The organism is Methylobrevis pamukkalensis, assembly GCF_001720135.1.
Classification (GTDB): Bacteria; Pseudomonadota; Alphaproteobacteria; order Rhizobiales; family Pleomorphomonadaceae; genus Methylobrevis; species Methylobrevis pamukkalensis.
The window spans coordinates 1-17,211 of record NZ_MCRJ01000014.1; the positions used below are offsets into that span (position 1 = coordinate 1).

Consider the following 17,211-nt stretch of genomic DNA (forward strand, 5'->3'; position numbering starts at 1 on the left):
ATCATCTTCGCGGCGATCTTCTTCATTCCGGAGACCCTTCCGCCGCCGATCCGCGCCATCATCTGGTACAATCCGCTCTCTCACATCGTGGCGATCATGCGGACGGCATTCTATCCGATGTATCCGACGCAGATGATCTCGGTCCCCTACGTGCTGGCGTGGATCATCGGCAGCCTCGTCGTCGGTCTGGCAATGCAACGGGTGATGCGATTCCGGATCGTCGAACACTGAGGCGGAAGACCGGGACCGCCGCGACCTCCGACAAGCCTTCTCGTCCCGCGACGAGAGCAGCCCGCAGTCCCGAAATCCACGGGAAGCAGGAACATCTCGAAGGAGGGCCGCATCAGGGAACGGCGACCTGCAGACAAAGAAAAACCCCTTGGAAAACCAGGATGACCTGATTTTCAAGGGGTTCATGGTGCGGTCGAGAAGATCGAACTTCCACGGGTTGCCCCACAGCGACCTCAACGCTGCGCGTCTACCAATTCCGCCACGACCGCATTCCTGCCGGCGTCTCCGCCGACGCGAGGGGATGTAACAAAAGCCGCAGGGGGACACAAGGGCAATTCGTGCGCCGCCACCCGAATTGTCGGCGGGCCGGATTCGCCTGCCGGATCAGACCTTTTTGACCGTCGGCGCCATGCGCATCAGCGGGTTGCGCTTCAGGATCTCGGTGATCTGGATGCTGACGCGCTCGCCCTTCAGAATCACCTGGCCGCGGGCGATGTGGATGTCGTTGGCGTAGATGTCGACGTCGTCGTCGGCGCCGGTGTCGAGTTCGATCACCGCCCCGCGGCCCATGCGCAGCAGCTGATGCACCGGCATCGTCGAGGAGCCGAGAACGACCGCAATTTCGACCGTGATCTTGTCGAGCGTTGACATGGAAGCCTTGTCGTCCGAAGGAGCAGCCACGAGATCTGGAGTTCCTCCAGCCCGTGGGCAGGCCCGCGCAGGCGGGCATTGGTAAACACAGTCTTAGCGCAGGATTGACGAATGGTTAACGACCGCGATGCGCTCGAGACCGGATTTCTGCCGGCGCCCGGCTCGCCCCCTGTCGAATGGGTGATCGCGGACACCCCGGTCGCCTATCCTGACGCGGTCGCCGAGATGGAGGCCCGGGTCGAGGCGATCGCGCGCGGCGCGGCGCCCGAGCGAATCTGGCTCGTCGAGCATCCGCCGCTCTACACTGCGGGCACCAGCGCGAAGGACGCCGATCTCGTCGATGCGGCACGCTTTCCGGTGTTCCAGAGCGGGCGCGGCGGGCAGTACACCTACCACGGCCCCGGCCAGCGGGTCGCCTACGCCATGCTCGACCTGAAGCGGCGCCGGCAGGACGTGCGCGCATATGTGGCCGCGCTGGAGGCGTGGATCATCGCCACGCTCTGGCAGTTCCACGTGCGCGGCGAGCGGCGGGAGGACAGGGTCGGCGTGTGGGTGCGGCGGCCCGAGCGCGGCGACGGCGCGGAGGACAAGATCGCGGCGATCGGCATCCGCGTCCGCCGCTGGGTCGGCTTCCACGGCATCAGCCTCAACGTCGATCCCGATCTCGACCATTTTTCCGGGATCATCCCCTGCGGTGTCCGCGACCACGGCGTCACCAGCCTGGTCGACCTCGGCCTGCCGGTGACGATGCCGGAGGTGGACGCCGTGATGCGCCCCGAGTTCGAGCGGATCTTCGGCCCGACGGTGGCGATGCCGGGCTGAGCGTCGGAGGCGGGCGGAGGTACCCGCTCACTCGATCCCGAGGCGGGCCTTGATGATCTCGTTGACGGCCTGCGGGTTGGCCTTGCCGCCGGTCTTCTTCATCACCTGACCGACGAACCAGCCCGACAGGGTCGGCTTGGCCTTGGCCTGCTCGGCCTTGTCGGGGTTGGCGGCGATCACCTCGTCCACGGCGGCCTCGATGGCGCCGGTGTCGGTGACCTGGCGCATGCCGCGGCTTTCCACCAGCTCGCGCGGGTTGCCGCCCTCGAGCCAGACGATCTCGAACAGGTCCTTGGCGATCTTGCCGGAGATGGTGTTGTCGGCGATCAGGTCGATGATCTCGCCGAGCTGTTCGGCCGACATCGGGCTGGCGGAGATCTCCTTGCCTTCCTTGTTGAGGCGGCCGAAGAACTCGTTGATCACCCAGTTGGCGGACGTCTTGGCGTCGCGGCCCTTCGCAACCTTCTCGAAGAAGTCGGCCGAGGCCTGCTCCAGCGTCAGCACCATCGCGTCATAAGGTGTCACGCCGTAGTCGGCGATGAAGCGGGCCTTCTTGTCGTCGGGCAGTTCGGGCAGGCCGGCGGCGAGCGCGTCGACGAAGGCCTGGTCGAATTCCAGCGGCAGCAGGTCCGGATCGGGGAAATAGCGGTAGTCGTGTGCCTCTTCCTTGGAGCGCATCGACCGGGTCACGCCCTCGCGCGGATCGAACAGGCGGGTCTCCTGGGCGATCGCGCCGCCGTCCTCCAGAATACCGATCTGGCGACGTGCCTCGTATTCGATCGCCTGGCCGGCGAAACGGATCGAGTTGACGTTCTTGATCTCGCAGCGGGTGCCGAACTCGCCGCCCGGCTTCCTCACCGACACGTTGATGTCGGCGCGCATGGAGCCTTCCTCCATGTTGCCGTCGCAGGTGCCGAGATAGCGCAGGATGGTGCGCAGCTTGGAGAGATACGCCTTCGCCTCGTCGGACGAGCGCAGGTCCGGCTTGGAGACGATCTCCATCAGCGCGACGCCCGAGCGGTTGAGGTCTACGAAGGACATGGTCGGATGCTGGTCGTGGATCGACTTGCCGGCGTCCTGCTCCAGATGCAGACGCTCGACGCCGACCTCGACGGTCTCGCCCGGCATGTCGAGGATCACGGTGCCCTCGCCCACGATCGGCTGCTTGAACTGGCTGATCTGGTAGCCCTGCGGCAGGTCCGGATAGAAGTAGTTCTTGCGGTCGAAGACGCTGCGGTGGTTGATCGCCGCCTTGAGGCCGAGGCCGGTACGCACGGCCTGCTTGACGCATTCCTCGTTGATCACCGGCAGCATGCCGGGCATCGCCGCGTCGACGAGGCTGACATGGGCATTCGGCGCGCCGCCGTATTCCGCGCTTGCGCCAGAGAACAGCTTCGACTTCGACGTCACCTGCGCATGGACTTCCATGCCGATGACGATCTCCCAGTCGCCGGTGGCGCCGTTGATGAACTTCTTCGGGTCGGGCGTGCGGGTGTCGATGAGCATGGTCGTCTCACGGCGTGAAGCGGGGATTCCTGTCACGCGGGATAGCCCAGATGCCCGCGCCGCGAAAGGAAAAAGACGATGCGGAGCCGCGTGCGCGGCGCGCCGGGGGCGGCGCCGTCGCGGATGGCGGACAGGTCGCGTCAGTGGTCGCCGGAGATCCGGTCGGTGAGCGCCAGCAGGACGGCCGAGACCACGAACACCATGTGGATGCCGACGAGCCAGCCGAGCTGGACCCAGTCCGGCGTGGTGCCGAGGTTCATGAAGGCCTTCAGCACCTGGATCGCCGAGATGGCGACGATCGAGCCCATCAGCTTCTGCTTCAGGCCGGCAAAGTCGATCTTCGACATCCATTCCGGCCAGCCCGGATGCTCCAGGGGATCGATCTTGGCCACGAAATTCTCGTAGCCGGAGAAGACCACGATCAGGATCAGGCTGCAGGTCAGCGTCAGGTCCACCAGCGACAGGATGCCGAGGATGATGTCGCTTTCCTTGGAGCCCACGCTGTGGGTCACGAAGTGGAACAGTTCGACGCCGAAATGGACCAGCAGCATCACGGCCGCGATCAGCAGGCCGATGTAGAAGGGCGCCAGAATCCAGCGGCTGAAGAAGATCACCCGTTCGATGGACTTCTCGATCATCGTGCAGTCTCCGGTGGCAACGTCGGCCGCGCGCCGGAGGAGGACCGGGGGTCGCGGCGGCCGGTACGGGCCGGTAACATGGAACGTGGTTTCTGTCACAGGCCGGCGACAGCCGCCACCACGGGCAACGGTCGGCCCCTGCCCTGCGACACTAGGTCTTGCCCGAATGCCGGGTCACGCCGACGGCAGATCTGCCTTTCAGGAAAGGCACGCGCGCCGGACGATCATCCGGCGCCGTCGTTCACCACCACTTTTCGGCGGCAAAGCGGCCGGCGGCCTTCTCGATGGCGCCGCCGAGCGCGAACAGAGTCGCCTCGTCGAACGGGCGGCCGATCAGCTGCAGGCCGAGCGGCAGGCCTTCGCCGGAGAGGCCAGCCGGCACGGCGATGCCCGGCAGGCCGGCCATGTTCACCGTCACGGTGAAGACGTCGTTGAGATACATCTCCACCGGGTCGGCCCCGGCCTTCTCGCCGATGCCGAAGGCCGCGGACGGGGTCGCCGGGGTCAGGATCGCGTCGACGCCGGCCTCGAAACAGGTCTCGAAGTCGCGCTTGATCAGGGTCCGGACCTTCTGTGCCCTGAGATAATAGGCGTCGTAGTAGCCCGCCGAGAGCACGTAGGTGCCGATCAGGATGCGGCGCTTCACCTCGGCGCCGAAGCCGGCGGCGCGGGAATTCTCGTACATGTCGACGATGTCGGAGCCGGGCACGCGCAGGCCGTAGCGTACGCCGTCATAGCGCGCCAGGTTCGACGAGGCCTCGGCCGGGGCGACGATGTAGTAGGCCGGCAGGGCATATTTCGTGTGCGGCAGCGAGATCTCGACGATCTCCGCGCCGGCGTCCTTCAGCCAGTCGATGCCCTGCTGCCACAGGCCGTCGATCTCGGCGTTGAGGCCTTCCAGCCGGTATTCCTTCGGAATGCCGATCCTGAGGCCCTTCACCGAGCGGCCGACCGCCGCCTCGTAGTCCGGAACCGGGACGTCGACCGAGGTGGAGTCCTTGACGTCCACCGAGGCCATCGACTTCAGCAGGATCGCGGCGTCGCGCACGTCGCGGGCGATCGGCCCGGCCTGGTCCAGCGACGAGGCGAAGGCGACGATGCCCCAGCGCGAGCAGCGGCCATAGGTCGGCTTGATGCCGACCGTGCCGGTGAAGGCGGCGGGCTGGCGGATCGAGCCGCCGGTGTCGGTGGCGGTGGCGCCCGCGCAGATGCGCGCGGCCACGGCCGAGGCCGAGCCGCCGGACGAGCCGCCCGGCACCAGCGCCATGTTGGAGCCGGCCTTGCGCCACGGGCTCTTCACCGGCCCGTAATAGGAGGTCTCGTTCGACGAGCCCATGGCGAACTCGTCCATGTTGAGCTTGCCGAGCATCACCGCGCCGTCGGCCCAGAGATTGGCGGTCACGGTGGATTCGTAAGCCGGCTCGAAGCGTCGAGGATGTGACTCGCCGCCTGGGTGTGCACGCCTTCGGTGGCGAACAGGTCCTTGATGCCGAGCGGAATGCCCTCCAGCGGGCGGGCCTCGCCCGCCGCGATCTTCGTATCCGAGGCCGCCGCCATCGTCAGCGCCTTCTCCGGCGTCTCGACGACATAGGCGTTGAGCTCGCGCGCAGCTTCCATGGCGGAGAGATAGGCCTCCGTCAGTTCGGTGGCGGTGAAGCGCCGTGCCGTCAGCCCGTCGCGGGCCTCGGCGATGGTGAGGGCGGTAAGGTCGGTCACGGGGAGATCCAGTCTGGTCGGAGCGTCTTTCGGGCGGAAGGTCGGAGCGATCACTCCACGACCTTGGGCACCATGAAGAAGTCGTCGTCGCAGACGGGCGCGTTGCCGACCACCTTCTCCGGCACGTTGCCGTCGGTGACCACGTCCTCGCGCAGGCGCATCTTGATGGCGACGACCGACGTCATCGGCTCGACGCCGGATACGTCGACCTCGTCGAGTTGCTCGACGAAGCCGAGGATCGAATTCAGTTCCCCGGTCATGCGTTCGGCTTCCTCGTCGCTCACCTTGATGCGGGCGAGCCGGGCGACGCGGCGGACGGTGGCCGTATCCACGGACATGGCGCGATTTCCTCGGATCTCGAAAAGAGTCGAAGGGCTATAGCAGAGCGCAAAGCGCCGCGCCAAGCGAGGATGCGGGCGCGGGGCCCGCATTCGCAAATTCGCTGGCGCCTCATCGCTGCGGCGTCGTCGTCAGGTTGGCCGGCGCGGACCATGACAGGCAGGAGAGCGAATTGCGGAGGCCGCGATCCGGCTCAGACGCTGGCCGAACCGCCGACCTCCAGCACGTTGACCCGGCCGCCGTCGGCGCCGAGCGCGGCGATGAAGGCGTCGGCGCTCTGGTCGACGATCGGGAACGAGCCGTAGTGGCAGGGAAAGATCGTCTCGAAATCGAAGAAGCGCTTGCAGGCGAGCGCGGCGGTCCGCGCGCCCATGGTGAAGCGGTCGCCAATCGGCACCATCGCGATCTTCGGCCCGTAGAGCTCGTCGATCAGGCCCATGTCGCCGAAGATGTCGGTGTCGCCCATGTGGTAGAGCGTCTTCTCGCCCGGCGCCTTGATGATCACCCCGTTCGGATTGCCAAGCGCATGCGAGACGCCCCCCTCGTCGATCGTGGCGGAGGAATGCAGGGCGTTGACGAGGGTGACCGTGAAGGCGCCCTGGTCGGTGGTGCCGCCGGTGTTCATCGGGTCGAAATTCTTCAGGCCCTTGGCGGCCAGCCACATGCAGAGGTCGAAATTGGTGACGACCTTCGCCCCGGTCGCCTCGGCGATCGCCAGCGTGTCGCCGAGGTGATCGCCGTGGCCGTGGGTCAGGACGATATGGGTGACGCCCTCGGAGACCTCGGCGACCTTGCCGTGGAAGGCCGGGTTCCCGGTCAGGAACGGATCGATCAGGATCGAGGCGCCCTCGATGTCGATGCGAAAGGCCGAATGGCCGTACCAGGTCACTTTCATGGAAATCTCTCCGTCAGAACGGGGGCGGGCGGGCTGAGCGCAACATAGGCGTGCCCGCATCTTTTGCCAGCCCGGCGGCGCCGCAGAGCGCGCTGGAGAGGCGCAAAAATCAACGCCCGCCGTCGTCTCGCCTCGCCGTGCGTGATATTATGCTGCACTGCACCATTTCGGTGCTTCCGAGGAGATGGCCATGACCACCCTGCCCTTCCTGCCGATCGACTTCAATTTCCGTGTCGCCGACAGCAACCGGCAGACCTTCATGCCCTTCACCAGCCTTCTGTCCCCGACGGTGAACTACACCACCTACAAGGGCGATCTTCAGACCGAGGAGCGGATCGTCAGCAACGTGGCAAGTTTCGGCCGCCAGCTCGGCATCCTGTCCGAAGCGGTGCTGGCGCTTGCCGAGGGAAAGCACGACAGCGACGAGCTGGAGCGCCTGCGCCGGATGATGGCCCGGATCGAGGACGTCAAGCGCCGCAACCGCAACGCCGTGGAGGAACGCGCGAAGGAAGCGTTCGAGTCGCTCGCGAAGAGCGATCCGCAACGGGCGCGCGTCGTGCTGGAGGCGATGAAATCCCAGCTCGAGACCGCGACTTCGGCAGAGCGCTGACCCGGGTGGGCACGAACCATGGCGGCCGGCCTTGCCCCGTGCTAGACGGAGCCCATGGCCGACGCCCCCCTCGCCTTCGACGACTTTCTTGCCCGGATCGGCCGTGACGACCGCCTGCTCGGCCTCGATCTCGGCACGACCACCATCGGCCTTGCCCTCTCCGACATCGGCCGGCGCATCGCCACGCCGCTGGAGACCATCGCCCGCAAGAAGTTCAAGCTCGACGCCGACAAGCTGCTGGCGATTGCCACGCGTCATGCGGTCGGCGGCCTCGTCATCGGCCTGCCGGTGAACATGGACGGCTCGGAGGGCCCGCGCGTGCAGTCGACGAAATCGTTCGCGCGCAATCTGGCCGCCCTCACCCCGTTGCCGATGACCTTCTGGGACGAACGGCTTTCGACCACGGCGGTGACGCGCACCCTGCTCGACGCCGATGCCTCGCGGCGCCGGCGCGCGGAGGTGGTCGACAAGATGGCCGCCGCCTTCATCATGCAGGGCTTCCTCGACCGCATCCACCTCGCCGAGCGCAGCCATGACCCGCGCCGGCTGTTCTGACGGATCCGTTTCGGCAGGATTCGGATGGGAGAGGCCGCGGGACGATCGAATTGGGGCAAATGCCGTGCAATGACGGCGTGACGGACCAGGACACCATCAAAAGTTGCAGGATCAGGACCGATTTAATCCTTCGTTAACCACGATTGCCGACCTTCGGGACAGTATCTCGTCTGAAACATTTCCTTCCCGGGGGATATCTCGATGAAGTCGCTGATTGCCGCTGCCGCCCTGCTTGTGTTGCCGCTGCCCGCGCTTGCCGCCGACATGGCGTCGCCGGACAGCATCGTCATGCCGGAAGGTGATGCCTTCACCTGGACCGGTCTCTATGTCGGCGCCCACGCCGCTACGGATTCGGCGAGACCGACTCCAATCTGGAGTCCGTACTCGGCTTCTCCTCGCCGCTCTCCGAACTCGACGTCGACGGCATCGTCGGCGGCGCCCACATCGGCTACGCCCACCAGATGGGGTCGATCGTGTTCGGTCTCGAAGCCGACTTCGATGCCTCCGGCATGGATGGCTCCGGCACGGACAACAATCCCCTGTTCATCGGCCCGGTGCATGGCGAGTTCTCGCTGCTCTGGCAGGGGTCCGTCCGCGCGCGGCTCGGCTATGCCGTCGATCGCCTGCTGGTCTACGGCACCGGCGGCTTTGCCTACGGCAATGCCGAAGTCAGCGCATCGGTATCCGGTGGCGACGGCGGCGGCGGCACCGTGACCGCGGCGGCTGCGCCGGGTCTCTCGGCCTCGGAAGAGAACATCCTGACCGGCTGGACCGTCGGTGCCGGCGTCGAATATGCCTTCACCGACGCCCTCTCCGCCCGCCTCGAATACCGCTACACCGATCTCGGAGAGGCGACTTACTCGGCCACCACGGGAATCGGCGCCGGCTCGGCCAAGTTCGGCGTGACCTACAGCCAGGTGCTCGCCGGCATCAGCTACAGGTTCTGACGGCCCCGCCCGGATCGCGCGCTGACCGCCGGGACCAGGTCCCGGCGGTCAGCCGCCATTTGCCGGTCGTCCGCGCGTCCGTTCATGTGGACGACGGTCGTTTCCCCGTCGTGAGCGCTTGCGCGCTCCGGCTGTCACGCCTATCAGGCGTGTTTTAATGACGACGCGCGATCCAGACCTTCCCACATTTGCCCGCAGGCACCTTCTCGGCATCGAGGGGCTGTCGCCACACGAGATCAACGATCTGCTCGACCGCGCCGAGGCGCATGTCGAGGTCGGCCGGCAGGTGTCGAAGAAGCTCGACACCCTGCGCGGCCGCACGCAGATCAACCTGTTCTTCGAAGCCTCCACCCGCACCCAGTCGTCCTTCGAACTGGCCGGCAAGCGGCTCGGGGCCGATGTCATGAACATGTCGGTCGCCTCGTCCTCGGTGAAGAAGGGCGAGACGCTGATCGACACGGCGATGACGCTCAACGCGATGCATCCCGACATCATCGTCGTGCGCCATCATGCCGCCGGCGCCGTGGCGCTCTTGGCCCAGAAGGTCGGCTGTTCGGTGGTGAATGCCGGTGACGGCGCCCACGAGCACCCGACCCAGGCCCTGCTCGACGCTCTCACCATCCGCCGCCACAAGGGCCGGATTGCGCGGCTGACCATCGCCATCTGCGGCGACGTGCTGCATTCGCGGGTCGCCCGCTCCAACATCCTGCTGCTCACCGCTCTCGACGCCCGCGTCCGGCTCGTCGGCCCGACCACGCTGGTGCCCTCCGCCTTCCGCGACCTCGGCATCGAGGTGACGACGGACATGAAGGAAGGCCTCAAGGACGCGGACATCGTGATGATGCTGCGGCTGCAGCGCGAGCGGATGCAGGGCTCGTTCGTGCCGTCGGTGCGCGAGTATTTCCGCTATTTCGGCCTCGACGCCGAGAAGCTCGCCTTCGCCAAGCCCGATGCGCTCGTGATGCACCCCGGCCCGATGAACCGCGGCGTCGAGATCGACCCGGCCGTCGCCGACGGCCCGCAGAGCCTGATCCGCGAGCAGGTCGAGATGGGCGTCGCCGTCCGGATGGCGGTGCTCGAGGCCGTCGCGCGCAACCTTCCGAACGGATAGGCCGACCCATGCCCCTCTTGACCGGAACGGACCACGGCCGGCCGCTGCTGATCACCAATGCCCGTGTGGTCGATCCCTCGCGCGGCCTCGACGAGCGCGGCAGCGTGCTGATCGACGGCGGACGCATCCTTGCCGCCGGCGCCTCGGCCACCGGACAGGGTGCGCCGGACGGCGCCGAGACGATCGACGCGTGTGGCGCCGTGCTGGCGCCCGGCCTCGTCGACATGCGGGTCTTCGTCGGCGAGCCCGGCTTCGACCACCGCGAGACCTTCGCCACCGCCAGCCGCGCGGCGGCGGCCGGCGGCGTGACGACCATCATCACCATGCCGGACACCGACCCGATCATCGACGATCCGGCGCTGGTCGACTTCGTGCTGCGCCGGGCGCGCGACACGGCGGTGGTGCGCGTCCATCCGATGGCGGCCCTGACCAAGGGGCAGAAGGGCCAGGAGATGACGGAGTTCGGCCTGCTGCAGGAGGCCGGCGCCGTCGCCTTCGCCTCCGGCCGGCATGCCGTGACCAATGCGCAGGTGATGCGCCGGGCGCTGACCTACGCCCGCGACTTCGGCGCCATGGTCGTGCATCATCCCGAAGATCCGGACCTTGCCGGCACGGGCGTGATGAACGCCGGCAGCATTGCCGCGCTGCTCGGCCTGTCGGGCATTCCCGCCGAGGCCGAGACGGTGATGCTGGCGCGCGACCTGCGCCTCGCCCGGCTGGCGAAAGGCACCTACCACGCGGCGCAGCTGTCCACGGCCGAGGCGGTGACGCTGATGCGCTGGGCGAAGTCGGAGGGCATCGATGCGACGGCGGCGGTCTCGGTCGCCCACGTCAGCCTCAACGAGAACGACATCGGCGCCTATCGCACCTTCTTCAAGATGTCGCCGCCGCTGCGCGCCGAATCCGACCGGCAGGCGCTGGTGGACGGGCTTGCCGACGGCACGATCGACGTGCTCGTCTCCGGCCACGATCCGCAGGACGTGGAGATGAAGCGTCAGCCCTTCGCCGAGGCTGCCGATGGCTGCGTGGGCCTCGAAACCCTGCTGGCGGCCAGCCTGCGCCTCGTCCACGACGGGCGGATGTCCCTGTCGCGGCTGATCGAAGCGGCCTCGACCCGCCCGGCCAGGCTGCTCGGCCTCGACGCCGGCACGCTCGCGCCCGGCGCTCCGGCCGACATGGTGATGTTCGACCTCGACATGCCCTGGGTGCTGACCGAGGCGGACATCGTGTCGCGGTCGAAGAACACGGCCTTCGAGGGCGCGCGCTTTTCGGGGCGCGTCACCCGTACCTTCGTCGGCGGGCGTCAGGTCTTCCCGTTCTGACGCCCCTCCGGCCTCACATCACCGGCACGCCGATCAGCAGCGTGTGCAGCTGCCAGACGAACAGCAGGTAGGCGACGACGCCGACGGCCGCTGCGATCAGGTCGTTGCGCACCGGGCCCGGCGCGGGGATGACCACGCCCGGCCGCCGCTTCAGCGAGATCCGGTCCACGACGGCCCAGGCGAGAAAGCTGCCGAACAGCAGGATCGAGGCGAGGTCGCCGTTCACGAGCAGATGACCGAAGGCCCAGATCTTCACGGCCGCGAGCATCGGATGCTTCAGCTTCGGCTTGAGCTTTCCGGCTGGCATCAGGCTGACGGCGAAGCAGATGAAGGCGATCAGCACCAGCAGCATGGTGAGATGGCGCAGGGCCATCGGCGGATCGTAGACGACGATCGGGTCCTGCCGCGAAAGACCGTAGCCCCAGACGATCAGCACGACGCCGACGATCGAGACCAACGAGTAGAGCCCGCGCCAGGGGCCGGCGCCGAGGCGGGCGACCATGCCGTCGCGCCATCCGGGGGCGAAGATCCTCACCGAATGGAAGCCGAGGAAGAGCACGAGGCCGAGAATCAGGACGAGCATGGACGGGGTCTCCCTCGGAGAACGCTGCGATCGGCGCGGCGCGCGGCGGTTGCGCGCCCCTTGAGCAGATCAGAATGGCTCCAGTCTTTCGCAGTGCGATGACGGCTGCAAGCGCCATGCGTGACGCCGCGCCGGCAGGCCCGTTTCCGGCGGCCGATCGCGGGGCTTGCAAGCAGGCCGGCTTTTCACGACTTTCATGGGAAAGACCACGCATCGCGGCCGGCGAATCGATTGGCCGTGACACAGGGAGCCGGCATTTTGCCCGACATGACGCTCGACGCCACCACATGGCCGATGCTGATCGCAGCCCTCGCCGGCGGCTATCTGCTCGGCTCGATCCCGTTCGGCCTGATCTTCACCAAGATGGCGGGCCTCGGCGACATCCGCGCGATCGGGTCCGGCAACATCGGCGCCACCAACGTGCTGCGCACCGGCCGCAAGGGCCTCGCCCTCGCCACCGTGCTCGGTGACGGCCTGAAGGGCACGGTCGCGGTGCTGATCGCCGCCTCCTTCGGGCCGGCCCTCGCGCTGGCGGCCGGGCTCGGCGCCTTTCTCGGCCATCTGTTTCCGGTGTGGCTGAAGTTTCGCGGCGGCAAGGGCGTCGCGACCTACATCGGCATCCTGCTCGGCTTCCTGCCGCTCGCCGTGCTCGTCTTTGCTGCGTTCTGGATCAGCGTCGCCTACCTCAGCCGCTATTCCTCGCTGGCGGCCCTGATCGCCACCGGGGCGATGCCCGCCGTGTTGTGGGCCCTCGGCCGGCCGGAGCTTGCGCTGCTGTTCCTGCTGCTGACGGCGCTGGTGTGGATCCGCCATCACGGCAACATTTCCAAGCTCCTCGCGGGAACGGAAAACCGCATCGGCGCGAAGAAATCATGACCGGCACGGCGATCCAGCTTTCCGATCGCCAGCGCATCGCCTGGCTGCGGTTGATCCGCAGCGAAAACGTCGGCCCCGCGACCTTCCGCGGTCTGCTCAATCATTTCGGCTCGGCCGCCGCCGCGCTCGACGCCCTGCCTCACCTGTCGCGGCGCGGCGGCGCCACCCGCCACCTCAAGATCGCAACCGAGGAGGACGCCGAGCGCGAACTCGTCGCCACCCGGCGGGCCGGAGCCGAGATCATCGCGCTGGGTGAGTCCGGCTACCCGGTGATGCTCGCCCGCCTCGATGCGCCCCCGCCAGTCGTCACGATCCGCGGCGAGGCTGCTGCGCTGGCCCGCCGGCCGGCCGTGGCGATCGTCGGCGCGCGCAACGCATCGATCGCCGGCCGCAAGATGGCCGAGCGGATCGCCCTCGATCTCGGCGACGCGGGCTATCTGGTAGTCTCCGGGCTCGCACGCGGCATCGATGCGGCCGCCCATGCCGCGGCGCTGAGCAACGGCACGGTCGGCGTGATCGCGGGCGGCATCGACCATGTCTATCCGGAGGAGAACCGCGCGCTCTACGGCGACATCGTCGCGCGCGGCGGCGCGATCCTGTCCGAGATGCCGTTCGGATGGCTGCCGCGGGCGCAGGATTTTCCCCGGCGCAACCGGGTGATCTCCGGCATGTCGCTGGGCGTGGTGGTGATCGAGGCGGCCGAGCGGTCGGGCTCGCTGCACACCGCGCGCTTTGCGCTCGAACAGGGCCGCGAGGTGTTCGCCGTTCCCGGATCGCCGATCGATCCGCGGGCCGCGGGCACCAATTCGCTCATCCGCCAGGGCGCGACGCTGACGCGCAACGGCGCCGACATCGCCGAGGTGCTCGCGCCGATGCTCGGATGGTCGCCGGACATTCGCCCCGACGTGGAGGAGCCCATGCGCGAGCGGGACGACGGCAGCGAGACCCCCGACGCCGGCGACGCCGACCGCCGCCTCGTGCTGGAGGCGCTCGGGCCGACGCCGGTCGGGCTCGACGACCTTGTCCGCCACACCGGCCTCAAGCCGGCGGTGGTGCATCTGGTGCTGCTCGAACTCGACCTTGCCGGCCGGATCGAACGCCACCGGGGCCATCTGGTCTCGCTGATCGGCTGACGCGTCCGAACGACGCGCCGCCGGGGCCTGCCCTCACGACCGGCTGCGCAGTTCCGGCCTTGCGGGGGGAGGATCGAGATCCGCGAGGGCGAGGGTCGCCTCCTCGCGGGCCATGCCGAGCAGATAGGCCAGCAGCGACTGGCCGGAGTCCTCTGCCATTCGCGCCAGTTCGGCGCTCATCTGCGCGATGAAGTGGAGCCGGTCGTCCTCAAGCCTGCCCGTTGCGCCCCGCAGGCTCGCATCATTGATCGTCATTGCAGGTCCGTCGTCCATGATTGCACGCTGACACAACCCAGGGGTGATTTCTTATTGTCTCCCGTCTATTTACAATCGCATATCGGCTGAAAAGTTGAAAGTGCGTTGTTTGTACAACTTTTGCGAGTGGACTTTACGTGCAGCCGTGGTCGCGACCACAGGGCCGATATCGGGGGCTTGCATCGCAGCGCCGGAACCCTCACTTTCCGGCATCGGTTCGCCGCCGCCCCGTTTGCAGGGCGGGAAATTGCAGAAAGCTCGGGTGTAGATGAACGTCGTCGTTGTGGAATCGCCGGCCAAGGCCAAGACGATCAACAAGTATCTGGGACCGGACTATCACGTGCTGGCGTCCTATGGACACGTGCGCGACCTTCCGGCCAAGGACGGCTCCGTCGATCCCGAACACGACTTCGCCATGACCTGGGAGGTCGATGCCAAGTCGAACAAGCGGCTGTCGGACATCGCCAATGCCCTGAAGGACGCCGATCGCCTGATTCTCGCCACCGACCCGGATCGCGAGGGCGAGGCCATCTCCTGGCACCTGATCGAGGTGCTGGCGAAGAAGCGTGCGCTCAAGGACAAGAAGATCGAGCGCGTCGTCTTCAACGCCATCACCAAGCAGTCGGTGCTGGAGGCGATGAAGAACCCGCGCGAGCTCGACGAGCCGCTGGTGGCGGCCTATCTGGCCCGGCGCGCCCTCGACTATCTGGTCGGCTTCACCCTGTCGCCGGTGCTCTGGCGCAAGCTGCCCGGCGCCCGGTCGGCCGGCCGCGTGCAGTCGGTGGCGCTGCGCCTCGTCTGCGGCCGCGAATCCGAGATCGAGCGGTTCCGGCCGCAGGAATACTGGTCGATCATCGCCAGGCTGCTGACCGCGAAGGGCGAGGCCTTCGATGCCCGCATTGCGGAATTCGCGGGCCGCAAGCTGTCGCGCCTCGACGTCACCTCGGAGGCGCAGGCCACCGAGATCCGGACTTTCCTGGAAGCGGCCAGCCTCACCGTCGCCGGCGTCGAAGCCCGGCCGCAGAAGCGCAACCCCTACGCCCCCTTCACCACCTCGACCCTGCAGCAGGAAGCCTCGCGCAAGCTCGGCTTCTCCGCCCAGCGCACCATGCAGGTGGCGCAGCGGCTCTACGAGGGCGTCGACACCGGCGGCGAGACCGCCGGTCTCATCACCTACATGCGAACCGACGGCGTGCAGATCGCCCCCGAGGCGGTGGCCGCCGCCCGCAAGGTGATCGTCGCCGAATACGGCGACCGCTACCTGCCGGAGAAGCCGCGCTTCTATTCGACCAAGGCCAAGAACGCGCAGGAGGCCCACGAGGCGATCCGCCCGACCGATCTCGGCCGCCTGCCCAAGCACGTGATGCGCCATCTGGAGCCCGAGCAGGCCAAGCTCTACGAGCTGATCTGGAAGCGCACGATCGCCAGCCAGATGCAGTCGGCCGACTTCGAGCGCACCACCGTCGACATCGAAGCCGCCCATGGCGGCAAGGCCGCCGTGCTGCGCGCCACCGGCTCGGTGATGAAGTTCGACGGCTTCCTGACACTCTACACCGAGAGCCGCGACGACGAGGAAGACGAGGACGGCAACCGTCTGCCCTCCATGGCGGTCGGCGACAGGCCGGTCCGCGAGGCCGTGGTCGCCACCCAGCATTTCACCGAGCCGCCGCCGCGCTATACGGAAGCGACGCTCGTCAAGAAGATGGAAGAGCTCGGCATCGGCCGGCCCTCCACCTATGCCGCCACGCTCGCCACCCTGCGTGACCGCGACTATGTGACGATCGACAAGAAGCGCCTCGTCCCGCAGGACAAGGGCCGCCTCGTCACCTCCTTCCTCGAGAGCTTCTTCGAGCGCTACGTGGAGTTCGACTTCACGGCGGCGCTGGAGGAGAAGCTCGACCGCATCTCCGCCGGCGAGCTCGACTGGCGCGAGGTCCTGCGCGAATTCTGGAAGGATTTCTCGGCCCAGGTCGACGGTGTGAAGGACCTGCGCGTGTCGCAGGTGCTGGACGCCCTCAACGACATGCTCGGGCCGCACATCTTCCCCGAGAAGGCCGACGGCGGCGATCCGCGCCTCTGCCCGACCTGCGGTGCCGGCCAGCTGTCGCTGAAGCTCGGCAAATATGGCGCCTTCATCGGCTGCTCCAACTATCCGGAATGCCGCTACACCCGCCAGCTCGCCAGCGAAGGCAGCGAGGACGGCGCCGAGACCGGCGACCGCAACCTCGGCCAGGATCCCGAGACCGGCCTCGACGTGCTGCTGAAGTCCGGCCGCTTCGGCCCCTATCTCCAGCTCGGCGAAGGCGAGAAGCCGAAGCGGTCGTCGCTGCCGAAGGGCTGGACGCCGGACAGTGTCGATCTGGCCCGCGCGCTGGCGCTGCTGGCACTGCCCCGCCCCGTGGGGGCCCATCCGGAAGACGGCGAGCCGATCCTGGCCGGCCTCGGCCGTTACGGTCCCTATCTCCAGCACGGCAAGACCTACGCGAATGTCGAGACGATCGACGACGTCTTCACCGTCGGCCTCAACCGGGCCGTCGCGCTGATTGCCGAAAAGCGCGAGAAGGGGGCGCGCGGCCGCGCCGCGCCGGCGGCGCTGAAGTCGCTCGGCGCCCATCCGGATGGCGGCGAGATCACCGTGCGCGATGGCCGCTACGGCCCCTATGTCAACTGGGGCAAGGTCAATGCCACGCTGCAGAAGGGCACCGACCCGCAGGCGCTGACCGTCGAGGCCGCGCTCGCCCTCATCGCCGAGAAGGCCGGCAAGGGCGGCGGCAAGCCGGCGAAGGCGAAAGCCGCGAAGAAGCCGGCCGCCGACAAGGCCGACGGCGAGACGGCGGCGGCCAGGCCCAAGGCGAAGAAGGCAGCTGCCAAGCCGGCAACGACCAAGACTGCGAAGGCAAAGACGGCCGCCAAGGCGCCCGCAAAGAAGAAGCCGGCGGCCAAGGCCGCCGAGTAGGCGTCGACGAACGAGGCGACAAGCCGGCGCCTGCGGTTAGTGTCGGGTCCAGCAGTCCCTGGACC

Annotated in this window: 16 protein-coding genes, 1 tRNA gene and 2 pseudogenes; 10 read left to right on the forward strand and 9 right to left on the reverse strand. The window is 67.7% G+C overall.

Going from position 1 to position 17,211, the window contains the following annotated elements:
• Nucleotides 1-231: pseudogene (locus tag A6302_RS22650) on the forward strand (hypothetical protein); the annotation flags it as partial.
• A gap of 185 nt (nucleotides 232-416) precedes the next feature.
• Here A6302_RS22650 and A6302_RS03880 read toward each other — a convergent pair.
• Both A6302_RS03880 and A6302_RS03885 read right to left on the reverse strand, forming a co-directional pair.
• Nucleotides 417-500 (reverse strand) — tRNA-Leu (locus A6302_RS03880).
• 115 nt (nucleotides 501-615) lie between these two features.
• A complete protein-coding gene (locus A6302_RS03885) occupies nucleotides 616-882 on the reverse strand; it encodes a FliM/FliN family flagellar motor switch protein (RefSeq protein WP_069305946.1) in 267 nt (88 codons plus the stop codon).
• A gap of 111 nt (nucleotides 883-993) precedes the next feature.
• On the opposite strand from A6302_RS03885, the gene lipB reads away from it, so the two are divergent.
• The gene (gene lipB / locus A6302_RS03890; RefSeq protein WP_069305947.1) at nucleotides 994-1,704 is read left to right on the forward strand and encodes a lipoyl(octanoyl) transferase LipB; all 711 of its coding nucleotides are present in this window, start codon (nucleotides 994-996) and stop codon (nucleotides 1,702-1,704) included.
• A 27-nt stretch (nucleotides 1,705-1,731) separates the two neighbouring features.
• Here the strand turns inward: lipB and gatB are convergent, their stop codons facing one another.
• The 5 genes and pseudogenes from gatB to A6302_RS03915 form a co-directional block, all read right to left on the reverse strand.
• Nucleotides 1,732-3,210 (reverse strand): Asp-tRNA(Asn)/Glu-tRNA(Gln) amidotransferase subunit GatB, encoded by a 1,479-nt coding sequence (gene gatB / locus A6302_RS03895; RefSeq protein ID WP_069305948.1) that lies wholly within the window; start codon nucleotides 3,208-3,210, stop codon nucleotides 1,732-1,734.
• 140 nt (nucleotides 3,211-3,350) lie between these two features.
• On the reverse strand, nucleotides 3,351-3,848 hold the full coding sequence (locus A6302_RS03900; RefSeq protein ID WP_210183257.1) for a TIGR00645 family protein: 498 nt from the start codon (nucleotides 3,846-3,848) through the stop codon (nucleotides 3,351-3,353).
• A 241-nt stretch (nucleotides 3,849-4,089) separates the two neighbouring features.
• Nucleotides 4,090-5,564 (reverse strand): annotated as a pseudogene (gene gatA / locus A6302_RS03905) (Asp-tRNA(Asn)/Glu-tRNA(Gln) amidotransferase subunit GatA).
• A gap of 50 nt (nucleotides 5,565-5,614) precedes the next feature.
• Nucleotides 5,615-5,902: an Asp-tRNA(Asn)/Glu-tRNA(Gln) amidotransferase subunit GatC gene (gatC, locus tag A6302_RS03910; RefSeq protein WP_069305949.1), complete on the reverse strand. Its 288-nt coding sequence runs from the start codon at nucleotides 5,900-5,902 to the stop codon at nucleotides 5,615-5,617.
• Nucleotides 5,903-6,096: 194 nt separating this feature from the next.
• Nucleotides 6,097-6,798, reverse strand: a complete 702-nt coding sequence (locus A6302_RS03915) for a metal-dependent hydrolase (RefSeq protein WP_069305950.1) — start codon at nucleotides 6,796-6,798, stop codon at nucleotides 6,097-6,099.
• Nucleotides 6,799-6,988: 190 nt separating this feature from the next.
• Here A6302_RS03915 and A6302_RS03920 point away from each other — a divergent pair, with 190 nt between their 5' ends.
• The 5 genes from A6302_RS03920 to A6302_RS03940 all read left to right on the forward strand — a co-directional run bounded on the left by A6302_RS03920 (nucleotide 6,989) and on the right by A6302_RS03940 (nucleotide 11,343).
• Nucleotides 6,989-7,408, forward strand: coding sequence for a hypothetical protein (locus tag A6302_RS03920; RefSeq protein WP_069305951.1), 420 nt, complete (start codon nucleotides 6,989-6,991; stop codon nucleotides 7,406-7,408).
• Nucleotides 7,409-7,462: 54 nt separating this feature from the next.
• Nucleotides 7,463-7,963 carry a Holliday junction resolvase RuvX gene (gene ruvX / locus A6302_RS03925; RefSeq protein WP_069305952.1) on the forward strand — a complete coding sequence of 167 codons (501 nt, stop codon included), beginning with the start codon at nucleotides 7,463-7,465 and terminating at the stop codon, nucleotides 7,961-7,963.
• Between the two features lie 425 nt (nucleotides 7,964-8,388).
• Nucleotides 8,389-8,910, forward strand: a complete 522-nt coding sequence (locus A6302_RS03930) for an outer membrane protein (RefSeq protein WP_280938813.1) — start codon at nucleotides 8,389-8,391, stop codon at nucleotides 8,908-8,910.
• A 157-nt stretch (nucleotides 8,911-9,067) separates the two neighbouring features.
• Complete coding sequence (locus tag A6302_RS03935) at nucleotides 9,068-10,021, forward strand: aspartate carbamoyltransferase catalytic subunit (protein ID WP_069305954.1); 954 nt, start codon at nucleotides 9,068-9,070, stop codon at nucleotides 10,019-10,021.
• 8 nt (nucleotides 10,022-10,029) lie between these two features.
• A complete protein-coding gene (locus A6302_RS03940; RefSeq protein ID WP_069305955.1) occupies nucleotides 10,030-11,343 on the forward strand; it encodes a dihydroorotase in 1,314 nt (437 codons plus the stop codon).
• A 13-nt stretch (nucleotides 11,344-11,356) separates the two neighbouring features.
• Here the strand turns inward: A6302_RS03940 and A6302_RS03945 are convergent, their stop codons facing one another.
• A complete protein-coding gene (locus A6302_RS03945; protein WP_069305956.1) occupies nucleotides 11,357-11,926 on the reverse strand; it encodes an NnrU family protein in 570 nt (189 codons plus the stop codon).
• A 267-nt stretch (nucleotides 11,927-12,193) separates the two neighbouring features.
• Here A6302_RS03945 and plsY point away from each other — a divergent pair, with 267 nt between their 5' ends.
• Both plsY and dprA read left to right on the forward strand, forming a co-directional pair.
• Nucleotides 12,194-12,802, forward strand: coding sequence for a glycerol-3-phosphate 1-O-acyltransferase PlsY (plsY, locus tag A6302_RS03950; protein WP_069305957.1), 609 nt, complete (start codon nucleotides 12,194-12,196; stop codon nucleotides 12,800-12,802).
• Entirely contained in the window at nucleotides 12,799-13,935 is a 1,137-nt protein-coding gene (gene dprA, locus A6302_RS03955) for a DNA-processing protein DprA (RefSeq protein ID WP_069305958.1), read from the forward strand. The genes plsY and dprA overlap by 4 nt, the downstream gene beginning before the upstream one ends.
• A 33-nt stretch (nucleotides 13,936-13,968) precedes the next feature.
• Here dprA and A6302_RS03960 read toward each other — a convergent pair whose 3' ends face one another.
• On the reverse strand, nucleotides 13,969-14,190 hold the full coding sequence (locus A6302_RS03960) for a hypothetical protein (protein ID WP_069305959.1): 222 nt from the start codon (nucleotides 14,188-14,190) through the stop codon (nucleotides 13,969-13,971).
• A gap of 268 nt (nucleotides 14,191-14,458) precedes the next feature.
• On the opposite strand from A6302_RS03960, the gene topA reads away from it, so the two are divergent.
• Complete coding sequence (topA, locus tag A6302_RS03965; protein ID WP_069305960.1) at nucleotides 14,459-17,146, forward strand: type I DNA topoisomerase; 2,688 nt, start codon at nucleotides 14,459-14,461, stop codon at nucleotides 17,144-17,146.
• Nucleotides 17,147-17,211 lie beyond the last annotated feature (65 nt).

What these genes read in the sequence shown, in the direction of transcription:
- A6302_RS03885 (WP_069305946.1), bottom strand. Translation starts at nt 882, where the DNA reads ATGTCAACGCTCGACAAGATCACGGTCGAAATTGCGGTCGTTCTCGGC.
- lipB (WP_069305947.1), top strand. Translation starts at nt 994, where the DNA reads ATGGTTAACGACCGCGATGCGCTCGAGACCGGATTTCTGCCGGCGCCC.
- gatB (WP_069305948.1), bottom strand. Translation starts at nt 3,210, where the DNA reads ATGCTCATCGACACCCGCACGCCCGACCCGAAGAAGTTCATCAACGGC.
- A6302_RS03900 (WP_210183257.1), bottom strand. Translation starts at nt 3,848, where the DNA reads ATGATCGAGAAGTCCATCGAACGGGTGATCTTCTTCAGCCGCTGGATT.
- gatC (WP_069305949.1), bottom strand. Translation starts at nt 5,902, where the DNA reads ATGTCCGTGGATACGGCCACCGTCCGCCGCGTCGCCCGGCTCGCCCGC.
- A6302_RS03915 (WP_069305950.1), bottom strand. Translation starts at nt 6,798, where the DNA reads ATGAAAGTGACCTGGTACGGCCATTCGGCCTTTCGCATCGACATCGAG.
- A6302_RS03920 (WP_069305951.1), top strand. Translation starts at nt 6,989, where the DNA reads ATGACCACCCTGCCCTTCCTGCCGATCGACTTCAATTTCCGTGTCGCC.
- ruvX (WP_069305952.1), top strand. Translation starts at nt 7,463, where the DNA reads ATGGCCGACGCCCCCCTCGCCTTCGACGACTTTCTTGCCCGGATCGGC.
- A6302_RS03935 (WP_069305954.1), top strand. Translation starts at nt 9,068, where the DNA reads ATGACGACGCGCGATCCAGACCTTCCCACATTTGCCCGCAGGCACCTT.
- A6302_RS03940 (WP_069305955.1), top strand. Translation starts at nt 10,030, where the DNA reads ATGCCCCTCTTGACCGGAACGGACCACGGCCGGCCGCTGCTGATCACC.
- A6302_RS03945 (WP_069305956.1), bottom strand. Translation starts at nt 11,926, where the DNA reads ATGCTCGTCCTGATTCTCGGCCTCGTGCTCTTCCTCGGCTTCCATTCG.
- plsY (WP_069305957.1), top strand. Translation starts at nt 12,194, where the DNA reads ATGACGCTCGACGCCACCACATGGCCGATGCTGATCGCAGCCCTCGCC.
- dprA (WP_069305958.1), top strand. Translation starts at nt 12,799, where the DNA reads ATGACCGGCACGGCGATCCAGCTTTCCGATCGCCAGCGCATCGCCTGG.
- A6302_RS03960 (WP_069305959.1), bottom strand. Translation starts at nt 14,190, where the DNA reads ATGACGATCAATGATGCGAGCCTGCGGGGCGCAACGGGCAGGCTTGAG.
- topA (WP_069305960.1), top strand. Translation starts at nt 14,459, where the DNA reads ATGAACGTCGTCGTTGTGGAATCGCCGGCCAAGGCCAAGACGATCAAC.